Source organism: Niastella soli (genome assembly GCF_017742245.1).
In the GTDB taxonomy this organism is placed as follows: Bacteria; Bacteroidota; Bacteroidia; order Chitinophagales; family Chitinophagaceae; genus Niastella; species Niastella soli.
The window spans coordinates 2,006,696-2,026,399 of record NZ_JAGHKO010000001.1 but is presented as its reverse complement, the minus strand read 5'-3'; the positions used below and the strand labels follow the sequence as shown (position 1 = coordinate 2,026,399).

The 19,704-nt window shown below is 43.8% G+C and carries 17 protein-coding genes; 8 read left to right on the top strand and 9 right to left on the bottom strand.

Going from position 1 to position 19,704, the window contains the following annotated elements; all coding sequences use genetic code 11:
* Positions 1-4 precede the first annotated feature (4 nt).
* The 4 genes from J7I42_RS08485 (at position 5) to J7I42_RS08470 (ending at position 4,322) form a co-directional block, all read left to right on the top strand.
* On the top strand, positions 5-1,075 hold the full coding sequence (locus tag J7I42_RS08485; RefSeq protein WP_209138343.1) for an inorganic phosphate transporter: 1,071 nt from the start codon (positions 5-7) through the stop codon (positions 1,073-1,075).
* A 243-nt stretch (positions 1,076-1,318) separates the two neighbouring features.
* Entirely contained in the window at positions 1,319-2,185 is an 867-nt protein-coding gene (gene rfbA / locus J7I42_RS08480; protein ID WP_209138342.1) for a glucose-1-phosphate thymidylyltransferase RfbA, read from the top strand.
* Between the two features lie 19 nt (positions 2,186-2,204).
* Complete coding sequence (gene galE / locus J7I42_RS08475; protein WP_209138341.1) at positions 2,205-3,263, top strand: UDP-glucose 4-epimerase GalE; 1,059 nt, start codon at positions 2,205-2,207, stop codon at positions 3,261-3,263.
* A gap of 99 nt (positions 3,264-3,362) precedes the next feature.
* Positions 3,363-4,322, top strand: coding sequence for a transketolase family protein (locus J7I42_RS08470; RefSeq protein WP_209138340.1), 960 nt, complete (start codon positions 3,363-3,365; stop codon positions 4,320-4,322).
* A gap of 82 nt (positions 4,323-4,404) precedes the next feature.
* Here J7I42_RS08470 and J7I42_RS08465 read toward each other — a convergent pair whose 3' ends face one another.
* Complete coding sequence (locus tag J7I42_RS08465) at positions 4,405-4,980, bottom strand: hypothetical protein (protein WP_209138339.1); 576 nt, start codon at positions 4,978-4,980, stop codon at positions 4,405-4,407.
* 500 nt (positions 4,981-5,480) lie between these two features.
* Here J7I42_RS08465 and J7I42_RS08460 point away from each other — a divergent pair, with 500 nt between their 5' ends.
* From J7I42_RS08460 to J7I42_RS08450, 3 genes are read left to right on the top strand one after another with little or no spacing between them, the layout of a single operon-like run.
* Positions 5,481-6,032, top strand: coding sequence for an RNA polymerase sigma factor (locus tag J7I42_RS08460; protein ID WP_209138338.1), 552 nt, complete (start codon positions 5,481-5,483; stop codon positions 6,030-6,032).
* Positions 6,033-6,066: 34 nt separating this feature from the next.
* Positions 6,067-7,269, top strand: a complete 1,203-nt coding sequence (locus J7I42_RS08455; protein ID WP_209138337.1) for a hypothetical protein — start codon at positions 6,067-6,069, stop codon at positions 7,267-7,269.
* Between the two features lie 4 nt (positions 7,270-7,273).
* Positions 7,274-7,702: a hypothetical protein gene (locus tag J7I42_RS08450; protein ID WP_209138336.1), complete on the top strand. Its 429-nt coding sequence runs from the start codon at positions 7,274-7,276 to the stop codon at positions 7,700-7,702.
* A 150-nt stretch (positions 7,703-7,852) separates the two neighbouring features.
* Here J7I42_RS08450 and J7I42_RS08445 read toward each other — a convergent pair whose 3' ends face one another.
* The 8 genes from J7I42_RS08445 to purD form a co-directional block, all read right to left on the bottom strand.
* Positions 7,853-8,590: an MBL fold metallo-hydrolase gene (locus J7I42_RS08445; RefSeq protein WP_209138335.1), complete on the bottom strand. Its 738-nt coding sequence runs from the start codon at positions 8,588-8,590 to the stop codon at positions 7,853-7,855.
* 61 nt (positions 8,591-8,651) lie between these two features.
* A complete protein-coding gene (gene rodA / locus J7I42_RS08440) occupies positions 8,652-9,995 on the bottom strand; it encodes a rod shape-determining protein RodA (protein ID WP_209138334.1) in 1,344 nt (447 codons plus the stop codon).
* A complete protein-coding gene (gene mrdA / locus J7I42_RS08435; protein WP_209138333.1) occupies positions 9,992-12,091 on the bottom strand; it encodes a penicillin-binding protein 2 in 2,100 nt (699 codons plus the stop codon). Before mrdA ends, rodA begins: the two co-directional genes overlap by 4 nt.
* 102 nt (positions 12,092-12,193) lie before the next feature.
* Positions 12,194-12,727: a hypothetical protein gene (locus tag J7I42_RS08430; RefSeq protein WP_209138332.1), complete on the bottom strand. Its 534-nt coding sequence runs from the start codon at positions 12,725-12,727 to the stop codon at positions 12,194-12,196.
* Entirely contained in the window at positions 12,724-13,578 is an 855-nt protein-coding gene (gene mreC, locus J7I42_RS08425) for a rod shape-determining protein MreC (RefSeq protein ID WP_209138331.1), read from the bottom strand. The genes J7I42_RS08430 and mreC overlap by 4 nt, the downstream gene beginning before the upstream one ends.
* Before the next feature lie 80 nt (positions 13,579-13,658).
* Complete coding sequence (locus J7I42_RS08420) at positions 13,659-14,684, bottom strand: rod shape-determining protein (protein WP_014223005.1); 1,026 nt, start codon at positions 14,682-14,684, stop codon at positions 13,659-13,661.
* A gap of 526 nt (positions 14,685-15,210) precedes the next feature.
* Entirely contained in the window at positions 15,211-16,272 is a 1,062-nt protein-coding gene (locus tag J7I42_RS08415; RefSeq protein WP_209138330.1) for a tryptophan 2,3-dioxygenase, read from the bottom strand.
* A gap of 25 nt (positions 16,273-16,297) precedes the next feature.
* Positions 16,298-17,578, bottom strand: coding sequence for a phosphoribosylamine--glycine ligase (gene purD, locus J7I42_RS08410; RefSeq protein ID WP_209138329.1), 1,281 nt, complete (start codon positions 17,576-17,578; stop codon positions 16,298-16,300).
* A gap of 382 nt (positions 17,579-17,960) precedes the next feature.
* On the opposite strand from purD, the gene J7I42_RS08405 reads away from it, so the two are divergent.
* The gene (locus J7I42_RS08405) at positions 17,961-19,511 is read left to right on the top strand and encodes a peptide MFS transporter (protein ID WP_209138328.1); all 1,551 of its coding nucleotides are present in this window, start codon (positions 17,961-17,963) and stop codon (positions 19,509-19,511) included.
* The last annotated feature ends 193 nt before the right edge of the window (positions 19,512-19,704 follow it).

The following is a 19,704-nucleotide window of genomic DNA, read 5'->3' as shown; positions in this document are numbered from 1 at the left end:
CGCAATGCTTACATTATTAGTTGTAATTATTATACTCGGACTGGCTTTCGATTTGATCAATGGTTTTCACGACGCAGCCAACTCTATAGCCACTGTTGTTTCTACCAAAGTACTCACTCCTTTCCAGGCAGTAGTTTGGGCAGCAATGTTCAACTTCATAGCCTATTGGATCTTTGATCTGAAAGTAGCCAACTATGTTGCCAAAACCGTACACGCCGATTCCATTAACTTATATGTAATTATGGCTGGTCTTATAGCCGCCATTTTCTGGAACCTGCTTACCTGGTGGTTTGGTATTCCATCGAGCTCATCGCATACCCTCATTGGTGGTTTTGCAGGAGCGGCCGTAGCGCATGCGCACAGCTTCAGCGTTATTAACCAGTCAGCCATCCTTAATATCATGCTGTTCATTGTATTGGCCCCTTTCATTGGTATGTTGGTGGCATTTATAATAACGGTCATAATAGTCAACCTCTGTCGAAAGGCCAACCCCTACCAGGCAGATAAATGGTTCCGCCGTTTACAGTTACTTTCTTCCGCCGCCTTCAGTTTAGGCCACGGCGGTAGCGACTCCCAAAAGGTTATCGGTATCATTACCGCCTCCATGGTAGTATTTGGCGCCTGGTGCATAAAAAATGGATTGCCTGTACCTCATTGGGCGCATATCCAGGAAGTGGTAGATGCGCATGGCAAATCAAGTTATGCGAATGTACCCCAATGGATACCCATTACCTGTTACCTGTGTATTGGTTTTGGTACTATGATGGGTGGCTGGCGCATTATTAAAACCATGGGAACAAAGATCACCAAGGTTACCCCGCTCGAAGGGGTAGCGGCCGAAACCGCCGGTGCTATTACCCTCTATGGCGTTTCGCAGGGATTGGGTGTACCCGTGAGTACCACGCACACGATTGTAGGTTCAATTATGGGTGTGGGTATGACTAAACGCTTATCAGCAGTACGCTGGGGTGTTTCCATCAACCTGTTGTGGGCATGGATCCTGACCATTCCGGTGAGTGGCCTGTTGGCAGCCCTTGTATATTTCATCCTGAAGCTCATTGATCCCGCAGCATAATATATTGAAGTAAGAAGTAGGAAGTATGATGTAAGAAATTGCTGAAATTCGATCATACCTCCTACTTCTTACCTCTTACTTCTTCTTCCTTTCTCACCTCCATTCTCACTCCCCGCATCCAATATCTGATCCCCAATTCCCTACTTCCTTTTTGTTTTCCACTCGTTTCTTGTTACTTTGGCATAATTTACGCACCCTTACAACTTTTTGTGCTATTATTTTTCAATATAATTTAATGCTAACATGAAAGGAATTATTTTAGCGGGAGGGTCAGGTACACGATTGCACCCTATAACCTATGCGATCAGTAAACAGATCATGCCTATTTACGATAAGCCAATGATCTACTACCCCTTGTCTACATTAATGCTGGCAGGCATCCAGGATATCCTGATCATTTCTACCCCCCACGACCTTCCCCAGTTTAAAAGATTGCTTGGTGATGGCTCGAAACTGGGTTTACGCTTCACCTATGCAGAGCAGGCTGTCCCCAACGGATTGGCACAGGCCTTTGTAATTGGCGCCGATTTTATTGGGAATGACAATGTAGCGCTGGTACTGGGAGATAATATTTTCTATGGGGTAGGACTGGGAGAACAACTTTCCAAAAACAATAATCCTGATGGTGGCATTGTATATGCTTACCATGTCAGCGATCCCGAACGATATGGCGTAGTTGAATTTGACAAGGGCAACAAGGTAATTTCCATTGAAGAAAAACCCGCTCAGCCTAAAAGCAGCTATGCGGTCCCAGGTTTATATTTCTATGATAATGAAGTAGTAGCCATTGCCCGCGAGCTGAAACCAAGTCCAAGGGGCGAGTATGAGATCACAGATGTAAATAAAGAATATCTTCGCAGGGAGAAATTAAAAGTGTCCATACTTGACAGGGGTACTGCCTGGTTGGATACTGGTACCTTTGACTCCCTGATGCAAGCTTCTCAATTTGTACAGGTAATTGAGCAAAGGCAAGGCATAAAAATCGCTTGTATCGAAGAAATTGCCTATCGCAAAGGTTTTATCACAAAAGAGCAGCTGATCGCCGTGGCTCAACCATTGCTTAAGAGTGGATACGGCCAATATCTTATGAATGTATTGAAAGAAAGCTAATCTTAAATAAAACGATATAATGAGCAAAATTCTGGTTACAGGCGGATGTGGTTATATTGGATCTCACACCATTGTTGACCTTATTGAAAACGGCTTTGATGTAATTTCTGTCGACAATAATTCCCGGTCAACCCCACGCATCCTGGAAGGCATTGAAAAAATTACCGGCAAAAAGGTAAAAAACTATAAAGTAGACCTGTGCAACTTTGATGACACCTATGCTATTTTCCAGGAAAATACTGACATATCTGGTATCATCCATTTCGCAGCTTATAAATCCGTAGGAGAGTCAGTAGAACAACCCTTAATGTACTTTGAAAACAATATGTTTTCATTGATCAACCTGTTGAAATGCGTTTCGGAGTTTAATATTCCCCATTTTGTATTCTCTTCTTCCTGTACAGTATACGGCAACCCCGATAAGATACCTGTTACAGAAGCAACACCGCCCAAACCGGCCGAATCGCCTTATGGGTATACCAAACAAATGGGCGAACAGATCATAAATGAATTTTCCAAAGCGAATCCTTCCAAATGCATCCTGTTGCGTTATTTTAACCCGGTAGGCGCCCATCCATCTGTTTTGATTGGGGAATTGCCTATAGGCCGGCCTGCCAACCTGGTGCCTGCCATTACGCAGACAGCTATTGGTAAAATACCTGTAATGCAGGTGCACGGCGACGATTATCCTACACGCGATGGTTCCTGCCTTCGGGATTACATACATGTTAGTGATATTGCCCATGCACATACGCTTTCCATTAAATACTTACAGGAAGAAAAAAGCACACAACGGTGCGAAGTGTTTAACCTGGGTTCAGGTAATGGCGTAACCGTACTGGAAGCCATTAAAGCTTTTGAAAAAGTGAGTAATGTAAATCTGAATTATGTAATTGGCCCACGCCGCCCCGGTGATGTGATAGCCATTTACGCCAATAACGACCATGCCCGTACAACACTGGGTTGGGAAACAAAATACTCACTTGAAGATATGATGACCACTGCCTGGAAGTGGGAGCAACGCCTGAAGGCCGATGCCAGCTTTTACCAGGGCAGCAGACCTGCCGATCTGAACTAATGTTAGTTAAAATATATGGATGGCTCAGTGGCAGTGATTATAAATGCCATTGAGCCATTTGCTTTTTTTTACCTTACTTTGCACCACCAAATTTTTAACATGCTGAAAGAAATACAGGTAACCGGACAAAAAGATACCCGCAGCGGTTTTGGCGATGGTATTGTGGAAGCAGCCCGTAAGAATCCGAATGTAGTAGCCCTTACAGCTGATCTGGCTGGTTCTATGAAACTGAACCAGTTTATGAAAGAGTTTCCCGAGCGCTTTGTTCAGGTCGGGATCGCTGAAGCCAATATGATGGGTATTGCAGCCGGTTTAACGATTGGAGGAAAAATTCCTTTTACTACCACCTTTGCCAACTTCTCCACTGGCCGTGTATACGATCAAATTCGTCAGTCAATTGTTTATTCTGGTAAAAACGTAAAGATCTGTGCTTCGCACGCTGGTTTAACCCTGGGCGAAGATGGTGCCACCCACCAGATCCTGGAAGATATTGGTTTAATGAAAATGTTGCCCGGTATGACCGTGATCGTGCCTTGCGATTACAACCAAACCAAAGCAGCTACCATTGCCGTTGCTGAATATGTTGGTCCAGTTTACCTGCGTTTTGGCCGTCCGTCATGGCCTATTTTCACAGCAGCTGATCAAAAATTTGAAATAGGTAAAGCCCAGTTCTTCAGCGAAGGAACTGATGTTTCCATTTTTGCCTGCGGTCACATGGTATGGAAAGCCATTGAAGCCGGTCGCATTCTGGAAGAAAAAGGCATCAGCGTTGAAGTGGTGAACATTCACACCATTAAACCGCTCGATACCGAAGCTATCTTAAAATCTATCCGCAAAACCCGCTGTGCGGTTACCGTGGAAGAACATAATATCATTGGTGGTTTAGGTGATGCCATTGCGCAAACCGCTTCTAAAAACTTCCCCATTCCCATTGAGTACATCGGTACCAATGATACGTTTGGCGAAAGCGGTACACCTATGCAATTGCTGAAAAAATACGGGTTGGATACCCCCAACATCGTTGAAGCAGCACAAAAAGTTATCGCAAGAAAAGGATAATGGTCCTTGCTTAATAAATGAATAAAGGTGAATGGTCATGGCCGTTCACCTTTATTTTTTAGTAGATGGTAAGCTGCCCTTTTTACTCTTCTTTGAATAACCTGTTCCTGGATTTCAGAAAAGTAAGTTCGTCGTTATCAAAATACTTTATCACATATTGAGGCTGTATATACTCACCGTTTTTCTTTTCCTTCATAAGTCTGATGTATTGAGGAAGTAACATCATCAACACCAGGATCGGTCCTGTTAAGCCAAAAAGAATTGCCGGCAACCAACTCCAAAAGGAAATGTCAAAGGTGTTCAGAAAAGCTGCTACCAGCAGGTAAAGGAAGATACCTGGTAACAGGGACCACAATAGGAACTTACTTAATACTTTGAAATTCTGAATATGCAGCTTTGCCCCTTTAACCGCATGGGTGGCCATAAAATCGTTGTCCTTTAAATAGGTACAATACTCCTGAATAAATGATCTGTTACCTGTATCCCTTAACCAGCTTTCAAAAGAATAGATCTTTATACCATTTTCTGTTTCACCTATAAAACCATTGGAGCTTGCCTGTAAGATCTGTTGCATAAATACATCCCACTGATGTTCAATTTCAGTACGTTTCAAAGTAGCAGCATCATTAGCGGGATTAGTAGATTGGGACGTTTCCATAACTGGGGGTTAAAGTTTGAGAATAGACTATTTTTTTCCTCCTGGGAAAACCATCTTCCTGATCATGATAGTATAGCAGAATAATATAAAGAGGATTCCCGCGCCTAAATAGAAACGCAGTACATTCACCCAGCTCCAGAGTGAATGTCCCAACAATTTGGAGATGGTAGCGGTTATAAAATAAAGGACGAAGATGATTGCAGACAGTCCGAAAAGCATTTTGAAATAGACAAGGGGTCCATTTTTTGTGTCACTCATACGGATTTATGTTTAGGGTGTACGGATAAATACGATCCTTGCCTGCAATGCTAATAATTACCGCCGGCATTTCAAATACCTGAAGGGGCCTGTTCTCTATTATTTCCCGGCCTCATATTAAGACCTTTTTAATATCAACTATAACCGACTGATTTATATCTTATCATAATATATTTGTTGGAACGTTTAAACTAAATTCAATTGGCAGATTCCAATATTTTATCACAGAAAACAGCTAACCTATGTCGGTGACCATGCAAGACAGCGAATTGCTGATGCAATTTCGCGATCCGGCCACTAAAGAAAAGGCCTATACGGCTATAATCCGAAAATACCAGGAAAGACTATACTGGCACATTCGCCGGATGGTAGTAGAACATGAGGACGCGAATGATGTATTACAGAATGTATTTATCAGGGTGTGGAATGGCCTGGAAAACTTTAGAGAAGACTCCCAGTTGTACACCTGGCTTTACCGGATTGCCACCAATGAATGCCTCACTTACCTGGAACAATTGAAAAAAAGAAGCTCGGTATCGCTCAGTGATGTGGAAAGTGGGCTGGAGAACAAGATCAAAGCCGACAAACATTTCGACCCTAATAAACTGGAGTGGAAATTACAGCTTGCTATTCAGCAATTACCTGAAAAGCAACGGGTTGTATTCACCTTACGGTATTACGACGAAATGCCTTATGAAGAAATGAGCCACGTGCTGGAAACCTCGGAAGGGGCCTTAAAAGCCTCTTACCACCACGCCGTTAAAAAAATTGAGGATTACATTCTCAATCATTAAACTTTAATTAACAAATTAAGTCATAGTTGGTGCAATGGAAAACAGGAACAACATATTGATTGAATTAAGGGAGATCAGCCCGGTTGTAGCTGACATCAGCTATCAGGCTCCTTATGTAGTGCCTGCCGGGTATTTTGAAGGGCTGCCCAACCGGTTATTACAACTGGTTAAGGCCCTGGATGCCACTCCCCCTGTTTTACCCCAATCCAGCCACCCCTATCAGGTACCTGCCGGTTACTTTGATGGGTTAGCCAATACCATTCTACAACGGGTAAAGGGTGAGGAAGCAACGCTTTCTTCCGGTTTACAACAGGCTAACAACAATCTCTACCAGGTTCCGCAAGGTTACTTTGAAGGGTTTGCCAATACCGTTTTACAACGGGTAAAGGGTGAGGAAGCAACGCTTTCTTCCGATTTACAACAGGCAAACAACAATCCTTACCAGGTTCCACAAGGTTACTTTGAAGGGTTTGCCAATGCCGTTTTACAAAAGGTAAAGCAAGAAGAAACAACGCTTTCACCTTTATTACAACAAGCAAATAATAATCCATACCAGGTTCCTACCGACTACTTTAACAATTTACCAGCCATTATACTTAACCGGGTTAAAACCCAGGCCACCGAAAATGTGAAGGAAGAACTGGAGATAGTTTCGCCATTGTTAGGTCAGATTGGTAAAAAGATGCCATTCAGCACACCGGCTGGTTACTTTGAAGAGTTGGGAGAGAATGCAATTGCCGGAGCACAGGCTATTGATTTTGTAAATGATGCGCTCGAAAATGGGTCGCCATTGACTAATGGCTTGAAAAGAATGCAGGTATATCAGGTACCCGCAGGCTATTTTGAACAACTGCCTGGCCAGGTATTAAAAGCCGTGAGGGCACAACAGCCCGCCAGGGTGGTATCAATGAGCTTTACCCGCCGGATATTACGGTATGCTGCAGCTGCCGTTGTTGCGGGGCTTATCATCACTGGTGGTGTGCTTTATTTAAATCGTGGTATCGATGTAACTGATGGTGGTGGTGCCATTGCGGCCTCACTCGATAGCGTCAGCGATGACATTCTTGAAAATTACCTGGAGAACCAAACTCCTGCTCCCGCAGAACCTGCTCTGGCGGCCAACACCGATGAGTTAACTGTCAGTGATATGAAAGATATGCTGGCCGATGTATCAGATGAGGACCTGCAACAGTACCTGGAAAAGTACAGCACTGTAAAAGACATTCAAACGAATTAAACTCATGAAAAAAATTATACTCATAATAGTGATGGCGCTGGGTGTATCGGCGGTTTCCCTTGCACAGGATGATGATGGTGCAAAAGGCAATGGGAGCCGTATTGAAGCACTTAAGATCGCTTATCTCACTAAAAAATTAAACCTTAGCACGGAAGAAGCTCAACGGTTCTGGCCCATATACAACGAATACATGGGGGAAATAAAAAAAACCAGGATAGATGCCCGCCAGAACAAAGAAGGAGAAATTGCTACAGAAGAAAAGCTATTGAATATTCGTAAGAAGTACAACGGTGATTTTAATAAAGCCCTGTCTTCTGAAAAAGTAAATACATTTTTTAAAGCTGAGAAAGAATTCGGCACCGTACTGCAGAAGGAACTGATGGACCGTCGCATGCAGAAAATGGAGAACCGAAGACCTTTCCGCGGAAATTGATTAAACTAGGTGTTTTTCATAGGTTAGCAATGGCCGGTCCTTTCCAGGGCAGGCCTTTTTTGTTGGCTTACAACTCCTACGTAGGGTTCTTCACATCCTTGCAAATAAAAAAGCCTCCGCATTATGCAGAGGCCTTGATATATAAGTTTCTTAAAACTCCCAGGTAGGGTTCTTCACATCGTGGTAGAACAGGAACTTCCACTTTTCCTGCTCGCCTTTCTGCCACCATTGCTGACGAAGCTCCATAGCCTTTTTGCCATCATAATCATACTTGGCCACAAAACGGCTACGCATCTGCTGCAGCTGAGGTGCATCATCACCGCCAAAGAAAACAGTTTCCCCACCATCTACAATCCAGTATGCCTGGTGGTATTTACTGTGAGCCCCGGTTATTTCGTATTTGATATAACCGTCGATCACACCATTGCCATCGAGCCACTCTACATTGGGTGCATCTTTTAAACAATCCAGTTCATCGGGCATATAAGAAGGAAACCCCTTTTCATATACATAGGCCATTTCCTGTTTCTGAATATAATATTTCGCTTGCGGAAAACTGAGCGTTCTTTCAGACCCGGTACCCATAGCAATGCCACCGGCATGGTCTTTATGCAAATGCGACATCAATACTTTGGTAATTTCACCGGGATTGATGCCATTATCCATTAAGTTCTGGTGTAATTGTAACCGGCCGCTTTTATTTGTAAAACCCAAACCGGTATCCAACAGCAATACATCTTCTGAAGTAATAACAACAAAGGGTTGAATTTCTACCAGCAAACTTCCTACCGGCCGCTCCTGCAGATCATCTTTCTCTGTATCAAAAGGAACAAACAACTTTGTTTTATCTATCGTAAACGTGCCTTCACTCAGGGGTATAACTTTCATGATCTTAATTGTTAATCTGGCAAACAACCCCGCCTTTATTAAAGCTTCGGCGGATAAAGCATTAACGCAACACCATTTGTCTGTCTGCATCCAGGCGCACCAATATAAACAGCATAGTGGTGAATGAGATCAGCGAGGTCCCTCCATAGCTAACAAATGGCAAAGGAATACCTATCACCGGCGCCAAACCAACCGTCATACAAATATTGATGGCAATATGAAAAAAGAATACAGAGGCCACTCCATATGCATAACACCGGCTGAACACACTTCGTTGTCGTTCGGCAATATTTACCATTCGCAAGAGTAAGAAAATGTAAATACCCAGTACCACTAAACAACCCAAAAAGCCAAAACCTTCGCCAATGGTACAGAATATAAAATCGGTACGTTGCTCGGGTACAAAGTCAAAGCGGGTCTGTGTACCCTTTAAAAAACCTCGTCCAAAAAAACCACCGGAACCAATGGCGATCTTACTTTGCCGTACGTTATAGTCAGTATCCTTTTTTACGGATACAACTTCAGGCTCATCTCCTTCCACTGTATTCAGTTTGGCATAAGGGTTCTCCCGGCCAATCAGGGAGAAGATACGTTCCACCTGGTGTTTCTGTAATACATGGGTAAATATAAAAGGCACGGCAAACCGCTGTACGCCTACACAGGTTACCCATACCAGGCTTACAATAATGATCAATTCCCGGCGCTGCCGGGTAAACCGCCAGCCAAAATAAATAGCTATCACGGCAATGACCGTTAAGATGATTGCCAGTATATCTTTATCAATAAGCAATGTTGCTACCACCAGTACAGCGAGAGAAAACCCAATGATCAGGTACCCTGCAGGCAAACCTTCCCGGAACATTACCAGAAAGAAGGCAAGGAACACCAGGGCCAACCCTGTTTCCTTTTGTGCAATGGTTATTAAAGCCGGCAGGCAAACAATACCTGCTGCCATCAGTTGCGAACTTGTTTTACTGAAGTCCGTTTCTACCCGCGATAAGTATTTAGCCAGGGCCAGACATACAAACACTTTACACAACTCAGCTGGTTGTAATTGAAAGCCACCAAAGCGAATGATAGACTCCGTACCTTTTACGCTGGTATGAAAAGGGAATACAAGTAGTAATAATAGTATACCGAATGCATACCAGATATTCGCTGTTGCGGTAAAGAATTTACTATCGGTAAGCAGAATGAATAACCCAAGTAACAATGATGCAGCGAAATAGATCAATTGTTTGCTGTAATCTGTTTTAAAGCTCAGAAAACTACGCATCACTTCATCTCCTTCGTGATAGGTCACGGAAAAGATACTCATCAGCCCGATCGCAACCAGGACTAAATACAGCCAGATAAGGGTTGAATCGACCCCTTTTGATATGGTAGGATTACGCTGGTTGTTCATGGATTTCTTTTATCGATCGTAGATCGTTTTGCATATAAATTCTCATTGATCATCACCTCCTTTGCCGACTTCATGACCATAGGCGCCGCAGGCGATTGGGTCTGCTTTTTGGCGCTATTGGTATTACGTTGCCGGGGCAAATACTTTCTAATGTAATTACTGTCCTTTGTCAGATCGAACCATTTACGGGCCCGCGTTGAATCTGTTTTATATTGTAATCTTTCAAAGTAGTCTGGAATAATGTTGGCTTCTGAGATCCGTTTTACTTCTGGAAGTCTTTCTGCTCTTAAAGAATCGGTCAGGTATTTTTCTACTACCAATGACGCAATTGGCGCTGCCCAGGTAGCTCCATAACCGGCGTTCTGCACTACAACCGCTACACAGATCTTGGGATCTTCACGGGGTGCAAAACAAACGAACATGGAGTTATCCTTCAGTTGGATCACTCTTCCATCCAATACAGTTTTGTTTTCGGCAGTACCTGTTTTGGCACACATATTAATACCAGGGATACGTGCTACCTGCGCCGTACCATGCTCTACCACATCCTGCATCCCCTGTTGTACAACATCAAATACGTCTGGGGAGATGTGTGTTAACACTTCATGCTTCTCCCGGTATTTTTTCATTGCAGTATCCTGCTCGTTCTCATTCTCGAAATTCTTTACAAAATGCGGAATGTAGTAAAAGCCTTTATTGGCAACAATGGCCATAGCATTGGCCATTTGTAAAGGAGTAGCGGTTAGTTTATCCTGACCAATACCGATGGTAACCATGGTACAGGAATTCCAGGAGCGGCGGTATTCTTTATCATACTGTGTGGTATCGGGCACATTACCACCAATTTCACTGGGCAGGTCAACACCGATCCGGTGCCCTAAACCAAACTTACGCATGTATTCGGTCCATTTTACCAGGCCGGTGCGGGCGTTGCGGTACTCTGGATTATCGATGGTTTTTCTGAAAACGTCTGAAAAGAATGAGTTACAGGAATGGGCTATGGATAAGCGCAAATTGGCCGAGTGTCCCTGCCAATGTTCCAGACAGTGAACTACCTTATTACAACCGTAATAAGCGCCGGTACAGCTAATCCCACTGTATTGGTTAATTACACCTTCATCCAATCCTATTAATGCACCCAATGGTTTGTAAGTTGATCCTGGTGGATAGAATCCCTGGATAGCACGATTTAACAGCGGTGCTTTAACATCCAGTACCATGCGGCTGTAATTCTTTTGTTTACTGGGACCTGTCAATGAATTGGGGTCATAGTTGGGTCCGGAAGCCATGGCCAGTATCCCTCCGGTCTTGGGATCAAGGGCTACAACCGCACCCAGTTTACCGGAGATCAGCTTTTCGGCCAGTTGTTGCAATTCAATATCAATATAGGTATGCAGGTTACGTCCACGAACAGCAGGCGTATCATAACGGCCCTTTTCATAATTACCTACCAGGCGGTTCTTGTTGTCTTTCAATAAAAACTCTACCCCGCGTTGTCCCATCAACACCCTTTCATAATACGCTTCCAGTCCGCTGCGGCCAACATAGTCGCCCATGTGGTAAAAGCCGCCTGAGCGTTTGATGATGTTGGAGTCTGCTTCACCAATGTAACCCATAATATGCGCGGCGGCATTAAACGGATACACGCGTACGGGACGTTCCACCAATGCAAAACCAGGAAATTTCCAGATGTTCTCATCAAGCCGGGCCTGTAATCCGGGTTCCAGCAGATCTTCAAAAATAGAAGGCCGGTAACGACCATTTTTTATAACAGCTTCTCTGATGCGCTTTTTATACTCAGCAGTATCAATGCGAAGGATCTCACAAAGTCCGAATGTATCAGTTTTCACGGCCTCGTTGGGTACCACCACCAGGTCGTACATGATAGTGTTATTTAAGATAGGCCGGTTCTTGCGGTCGTAAATGATTCCCCGGTCGGGATATTTTACTTTGGCAAATACCGCGTTTTCCATGGCCAATACTTTGTATTTGCCCTGAATCACCTGAAGGTTAAATAACTGAACTATGATAATAAGGAAGAGTCCGAGAAATATCAGGCGTATTATGTTACTTCTTGACTGGTTAAATACAGACATAGGACTTAAAGTACATTACAGTACTAATTACCAAATAAAAAATTGAATAATTTATTGTAGGCGAAGTTAAATCTTTTTATGCACCATCCATTTGAGCGGCGTTTACGCTGTATTTGTCCTGAATTTCTCTTTTCTAAAGAACAACAACTCGGTTATAAGTATCAACATTAAGCTGATACCAGTTGTTGCCAGTACCTTTCCCAGGAAAAACAGGAACGAACCAAACTGCAGCCATTCCAGGAAAACCAGATAGATATGATGCACTAAAGTTAAAACCAGTACGTACACCGCATAAGGCGCCCACCCCATACTAACAGGTGAAGGCGATTTATAGTTCTGTTCTGCGCCTTCCTGTGGTATCAGGATGTTTACTACAAAACCCCGCACATAGGCAATCAATGTGCAGGCGGCCGCATGCAAACCCGGGGTTTGGGTGAAATAATCGAGGGTTAAACCAAAAACAAAACTTACTAACAAAAGGCTCATCCGGCCCATGCTAAAAGGCAACCAAAGCACATAAAGGAAATACACATAAGGCACTACAAACTGGTGTAGTGGCCGTATTTGAAACAATACATAATACTGTACCAGTATAAACAATACAAATCGGATCGTATTACGTACCAGATCACTCATTGGTTAATTTTATTAGTTTCTTCTTCCAGTTTGGCTTGCTCATCTTTCAACAGATTTTCTACCACCATTACAAACTGTACATTGAAAAAATTAGTGGCTGGTTTTAAACGTAAAGTGTAAAAGCTGCTGGTTTTGTCGTCAACTATATCCATCACCGTGCCAATCAATAAACCTGGCGGAAAATGGGAGGCGTAAGGGCTGGTAACTACGGAATCGCCTTTTACTACCTGCGCACTTTTAGGGATATCTTTCAGGGTAACATATAAAGGACTGGTGCCATCCCAAAGCACTTTACCGGTCTCCCCGGTCTTCTTCAGGCTGGCGCTGATCTTGGTTTGGCGATGTAATAAGCTCATTACCACCGCATAATTATTACTGGTATTGATCACAACCCCGGCCACCCCCGTGGGGCTGATAACACCCATATTTTTATGAATGCCCTCATTTTCACCACGGTTAATGGTAAAAGTGTTATTGGGTAAACTAACCGAGTTGTTTACTACCCGGGCGCTGCGGTAGAGATATTTACGGTAATGCCCCAAAGTATCGTAGGGAATGGTATCCTGTACGATCTTTTGGGTTGTATCTGGCCGTTCGAAGTTGGCTAACAGCTTGTTACGCAATTCTTCGTTTTCTTTGGCCAGGTCGTCGTTGGTTTTTTTGAGGTGGAAGTAATAGGTAACATTGGTGTATTTGCCACCTATGTTGCCGGTCAATTCATTGGCTACGCCGGAAAAAACGGCTTCATGGAACTTATTGTAATGAAAAAGGATATACAGGGCCGCAATCTGCAGCACCACGAAGAATACAAAATTGAAGTACCTCCTGATGAAGAGAAAAATATTACGCACCTGCGGAATTTTTAATTACAAAATCCTGTCTGGGGTAATCCATACAGGATTTTAACAATTTGAAAGTAAATCACAACGGCTTAACGCATCACAAAAGGATAGCGGTCATAATTTTTCAGCGCCAGGCCAGTTCCGCGTACCACGCTCTTTAATGGATCGTCAGCCACGTGTACTGGCAATTTAATTTTCTGGCTTAAGCGTTTATCCAAACCGCGCAGCAGGGCTCCACCGCCAGTGAGGTATAAACCGCGTCTGTAAATATCCGCAGCCAATTCGGGAGGGGTCATTTCCAGCGCTTTCAGAATAGCTTCTTCGATCTTAAAAATGCTTTTATCGAGCGCTTCGGCAATTTCCTGGTAGCTAACCATGATCTGTTTAGGAATACCGGTTACCAGGTCGCGGCCGTTTACTGGAATATCATCTGGTGGGTTATCCAGGTCTTTCATGGCCGCACCAATGTTTATTTTGATCTGTTCTGCAGTACGTTCACCAATTAACAAGCTGTGATAGCGGCGCAGGGCTTCCATAATATCGGCAGTGAATTCATCACCGGCGATACGAATACTCTGGTCGCACACAATACCCGCCAGGGCAATTACTGTAATACCTGTTGTACCACCACCGATATCGATGATCATATTACCAACCGGCTCTTCTACATCGATACCAATACCCAGGGCGGCTGCCATAGGCTCGTGCAACAGGTACACCTCTTTGGCGCCTGCCTGCTCAGCACTGTCGCGTACCGCCCTCTTTTCCACCTCGGTAATACTCGAAGGGATACATATCATCATTCTCCAGCTTGGGGGGAATAATGGCTTTTTAGGATAGATCATTTTGATCATCTCCCGGATCATTAATTCTGCAGCGTTAAAGTCGGCAATTACTCCGTCCTTGAGGGGACGAACAGTGCGGATGCTTTCATGGGTCTTTTCATGCATCATCAATGCCCGTTTCCCTACTGCCAGAACCGTTTTTGGATTATTACGGTCCAGCGCTACTATACTCGGTTCATTCACCACTACTTCGTCATTGTGTATGATTAGGGTATTGGCAGTGCCCAGATCGATGGCAATCTCCTGGGTGAAAAAGTTGAATAAGCCCATTTAGAAGGTCAGATTTTGGATTGAATGTAATGCATGCAAAATTGAAGCAAATAATTCGAATTAACAAAGCACAACCTTTGCTGGATCAAGTATTTTTTTTCTGGTACAGTATTCGCTTATCGTTCTGCTCTTTTCCGCTACAGTTCCGGCGCGGAAGGGCCGTGTATTGTTATTCTGTATTATATCTTACCCTGCGTTTTAGGTGTTTTTCGTGGCACAAAAATCGCATGTAAAGTCATTCAACTAACGTTATACTGAAACGTTAATTGTTGCTTAATGTTTAAATTGTTTTCTAACCGGCTTTTTGCATGGTTATATACATCACATGATTAAAAATCGTCTGTTGTTTAGGGGTTGTGCGGCCGTAAAAATTACATTTACGGATTGTACGTAGAATTACCTAAAGGAGGGAGAATTGTTGTGGGTAGACAGTTGGCCGGGAAATTAAAAGTTAGCGGTTACAAGTTCCAACGCCTGCCCTGCGGGGTTTCAGCACCCTTTGAAACTTGTAACCTGCATCCTTGTATTAGCCGTGTACAAAGCCTAATCTTCTGTCCATTTCATGACTTAATACTGGCAATCTTCTCCTTTCAATCAAAAAGCTGGTAAGCCTGGAGACCTCAGCGAAGATGTAATGTTTGTCCAAAGCACCTTTCAAATAATCGCGGCCAGTGCTGCCACCGGTGCCAATGCGGGTGCCTATCATCCGCTGTACCATGCTCATATGCCGGTACCGCCAGGTGCTTAGTTGTTCATCTATTTCCAATAAACCATTCAGCAGCTGAAAAGGCAATTGTAAAATGGGATAGCCACGGTACAACATAATGAAAAGGGCGGCCCTACAGGCTTTGGGCGATAATTGCCTTTCAGGGGAAGCCGCCTCATCTGAAAATACCGCATCAAAAAACTGAATGTTGTTTTGCTCCGCTTCAGCCAAACCACTGGCATAAATGTGGCGGTAATCATTCCAGAAAGGACCTCCATTAGCGGTGGCTGGAAGAGGGCCGGCAACTGATTTATAATTGTTCCAGTTAGCCTCCTCTTCAAAAAAGGGCATGCGTTCGAGCCAGGCATTGAGCAGCTCAATGAACGATCTTTCTTTTTCGGCCTGGCGAATGAGATCTATTTGTGGTTGCCGTAATTGTGAAATATAATATTCCTGGCCATGGCGTGCCTGGTATTTGAGGCCCAGCTTGGCTTCTACCAGTTTAAACTGCCAGCTTTGGAAACCAGATGCCGGCCGCAGCATATCCCGGAAATCAAGAAAATCCATCGGCGTCATGGTTTCCATAATATCTATCTGATGCACCAGCACCTTCAAGATGGTTACCATACGGTTTAACCGGTGGACCACGGTTTGCAGTTCGGGCGAATTGTCGTTAACTGCCGGCTTTTGCATAATGGCCGCCACAGAATCAATTTCGAATAACAATTGTTTGAACCAAAGCTCATAAGCCTGATGTATGACAATGAACAGCATTTCGTCATGGGCATGCTGTTGCAATAAGTCACTTTCCAGGGTTTGAGCATTCAGGATCTTGTCTAATTGCAGATAATCACTGTAGTGTACTTGTTTTTGTTGTTGCATGTAGAGCGTATTTTCCGAAAAGCATTTAGTCAAATTCGAAACCGATATCCTGGCGGTAATACATCCCCTCGAATGAGATCTGTTGCAGCGTTTCTTTCGATTTGGCTACGGCTTCTTTCACCGTATTGCCATATGAAGTTACCGTAAGCACCCGGCCGCCACTGGTTACCACATTTCCATCTTTTTGTGAAGTACCGGCATGGAAAACCAGGCTATCGGCAGGCACAGTTTTATTTAACCCGCTGATAACAAATCCTTTTTCATAATTGCCGGGATAACCGCCACTTACGGCCATCACGGTGCAGGCATAACGGCTGTCCTGTTCAATTTTTATAGTGTTGAGGGTACCTTTGTCAGTGGCCATAAACAGCTCAACCAGGTCGGTTTTCAGCCGGGGCATCACCACCTCCGTTTCAGGGTCGCCCATCCGGCAGTTGTATTCAATAACATATGGTTCGTCGCCCACTTTAATGAGGCCGAAAAACACAAATCCTTTATAATCGATCGCTTCCTGCTCCAGGCCGCGAACGGTTGGCTTTATTACTCTCTCTACTACCTTTTTCATAAAGGTTTCGTCGGCAAACGGTACAGGGCTTACGGCGCCCATGCCACCGGTATTCAATCCGGTATCGCCTTCCCCTATTCTTTTGTAATCTTTGGCTTCTGGTAATAAAACATAATCCTTTCCATCGGTCAATGCAAAAACACTCAGCTCAATACCAGTTAAAAATTCTTCTACCACTACCTTTTTGCTGGCGTCGCCAAATTTGCTGTGTTGCAACATCAGCTCGTATTCGGCAATCGCTTCCACATGCGACTGGCAAATAAGCACGCCTTTACCAGCAGCCAATCCATCGGCTTTCAAGACAATAGGCAGGGCATGTTGCTGTAAATAAGAAATGCCTTCCGCATAATTGGTTTCATCAAACTCGCGGTAAGCTGCTGTTGGAATGCCATGACGGATCATGAATTTCTTTGCAAAGGCCTTGCTGCCTTCCAGTTGCGCGCCGTATTGCGAAGGACCAATAACCACCACCTGTTTTAGTTGATCGTCTTTTTTAAAGAAATCGGTTACGCCCTTTACCAGCGGCTCTTCGGGCCCAACCACCAATAAAGTGATGTTGTTGTCCAGCACGAATTTTTTAATAGCGCCAAAATCGGTGATTGATAAATTAACATTGGTCCCATACTGGTTGGTACCAGCATTACCGGGCGCAATGAATAACTGATCACATTGTTTGCTTTGTGTAAGTTTCCAGGCCAGGGCATGTTCCCGGCCACCAGAACCTAAGAGTAAAATATTCATGATTAATAAGTGAAGTAGTTTTTGCCGCGGCGAATTTCGGCATTCGGGGGGGATTAATGAATTTTAATTCTGCTCCATCTTTTCAACTCGAGCCGGTTATTAAAGGCCTTATAACCCCATGATTTGCAGACTATAAATACAGATTCCCCACCCGATGCCTATCCCATGGCCATTTTGGCCCCTCCAAGGGTTATAATAAGCGTCTGAAAGAGGAACCTTAAAAGTGTTCAGGAAGTGCCGTCCCCTAAAGGATAAGTATTAAAATGCTTATAATTGGCTAAACAATATGTCCAACACATATTAGCCGTATTTAATTAATCACTATTTTGGGCCGTTAATACTGCTCTAACGTATTGCTTGATTTTTTAAAAACAAAAACTCCATGTCTCAAACCGCCACGATTAACCCCGAGGTAACCCAACCGGTTGCCAAGGCCTCAAAAGGACATCCGAAAGGATTGTACGTATTATTTGCCACCGAAATGTGGGAACGATATAACTATTATGGCATGCGGGCCATATTGGTATTGTTCATGACCAAAGCGCTGTTGTTCGATAAAGTGTTTGCCAGTAATCTGTATGGCAGCTATACCAGTCTTGTATATTTAACCCCTCTTGTGGGCGGTTATATCTCAGATCGTTTCTGGGGCAATAAACGTTCCATTATTGCGGGCGGCCTGGTAATGGCAATTGGGGAATTCGTACTTTTTTTCTGCGCTTCCTTATATAAATCAGCTCCTGATATTTCCTCTATTCTGTTCTTTACCGGGTTGGGTTTAATGATTGCCGGTAACGGTTTCTTCAAACCCAATATCTCTTCCATGGTTGGACAGCTATATCCAAAAGGCGACCGCCGGATCGATGCTGCCTATACTATATTTTATATGGGTATCAATGTGGGTGGCGCTATCGGGCCGTTTATCTGTGGTTTGGTTGGCGATACCGGTAACCCCGCCGATTTTAAATGGTCATTCCTGGTGGCAGGTATTGGTATGTTGTTAAGCGTGGTTGTTCAAAAAGTATTTCAATCAAAATATGTAAAATCGCCTGAGGGCAATCCGCTGGGTGAAGTACCTGCTAACTCCCCCAAACAATTCAGCAATCCGGTTTACATTGTTGGCGGTTTATTGCTTTTCTCTGCTGTATTGATCGGTTTGCTGTATATAGATGCTAAAGTAGTCAGCTACCTTACCTACCTGTTAATAGCCAGTGTGCTGTTTATTGCATTTGTTATTTTCTCAGACAAATCTTTGAGTAAAATAGAGCGCCAGCGGATTGGCGTTATTTTTATAGTGGCCTTTTTTGTGATCTTCTTCTGGTCGGCCTTTGAACAGGCCGGTGCTTCTCTTACCTTTTTTGCAGAAGAACAAACCCAACGCGATCTGGGCTTCTTTACTGTTCCGGCCAGTTGGTTTCAGTCACTGAACTCAGTGTTTGTGGTAGCATTTGCTCCTGTTTTTGCCTGGTTATGGTTGAAGTTGGGCAAACGTGAGCCAACTTCTCCTTTTAAAATGGCCATGGGCCTTATGCTGCTGGCATTGGGTTATTTATGGATAGCATTCGGCGTAAAAGATGTTCAGCCCGGGATAAAAGTGAGCATGATCTGGCTTACCGGTATGTATGCCTTACATACCTGGGGTGAACTGTCGTTATCACCAATTGGTCTGTCGCTGGTGAATAAACTGGCGCCTTTCAAATTCGCGTCGTTATTAATGGCCGTATGGTTTTTGGCCAATGCAGCTGCTAACAAATTAGCAGGGGTATTAAGCGCCCTGTATCCTGAAGCCGGTAAAACCACCAACTTCCTGGGTTATCATATGACCAACCTGTACGACTTCTTTATGTTATTTGTGGGTATGGCAGGCGTTGCTTCGCTGATCCTGTTCTCGCTTACCAAATTATTGAAGAAGATGATGCATGTGAATGCGGAGTAAGTTGTCCAGTTAACAAGTTGACAGCTTGCCCCGACGTGTCGGGGAGTTAATCAGTTAAAATATAAGAAAAGGCCCCCGATTTTATCGGGGGCCTTTTCTTTAAATTTATATTGCTCAGGTTTGCATTTACTCATGAGTCCGAAATAGAGCGAAATTTGTCAACTGGTCAACTTTTTAACTGATCAACTGCGCG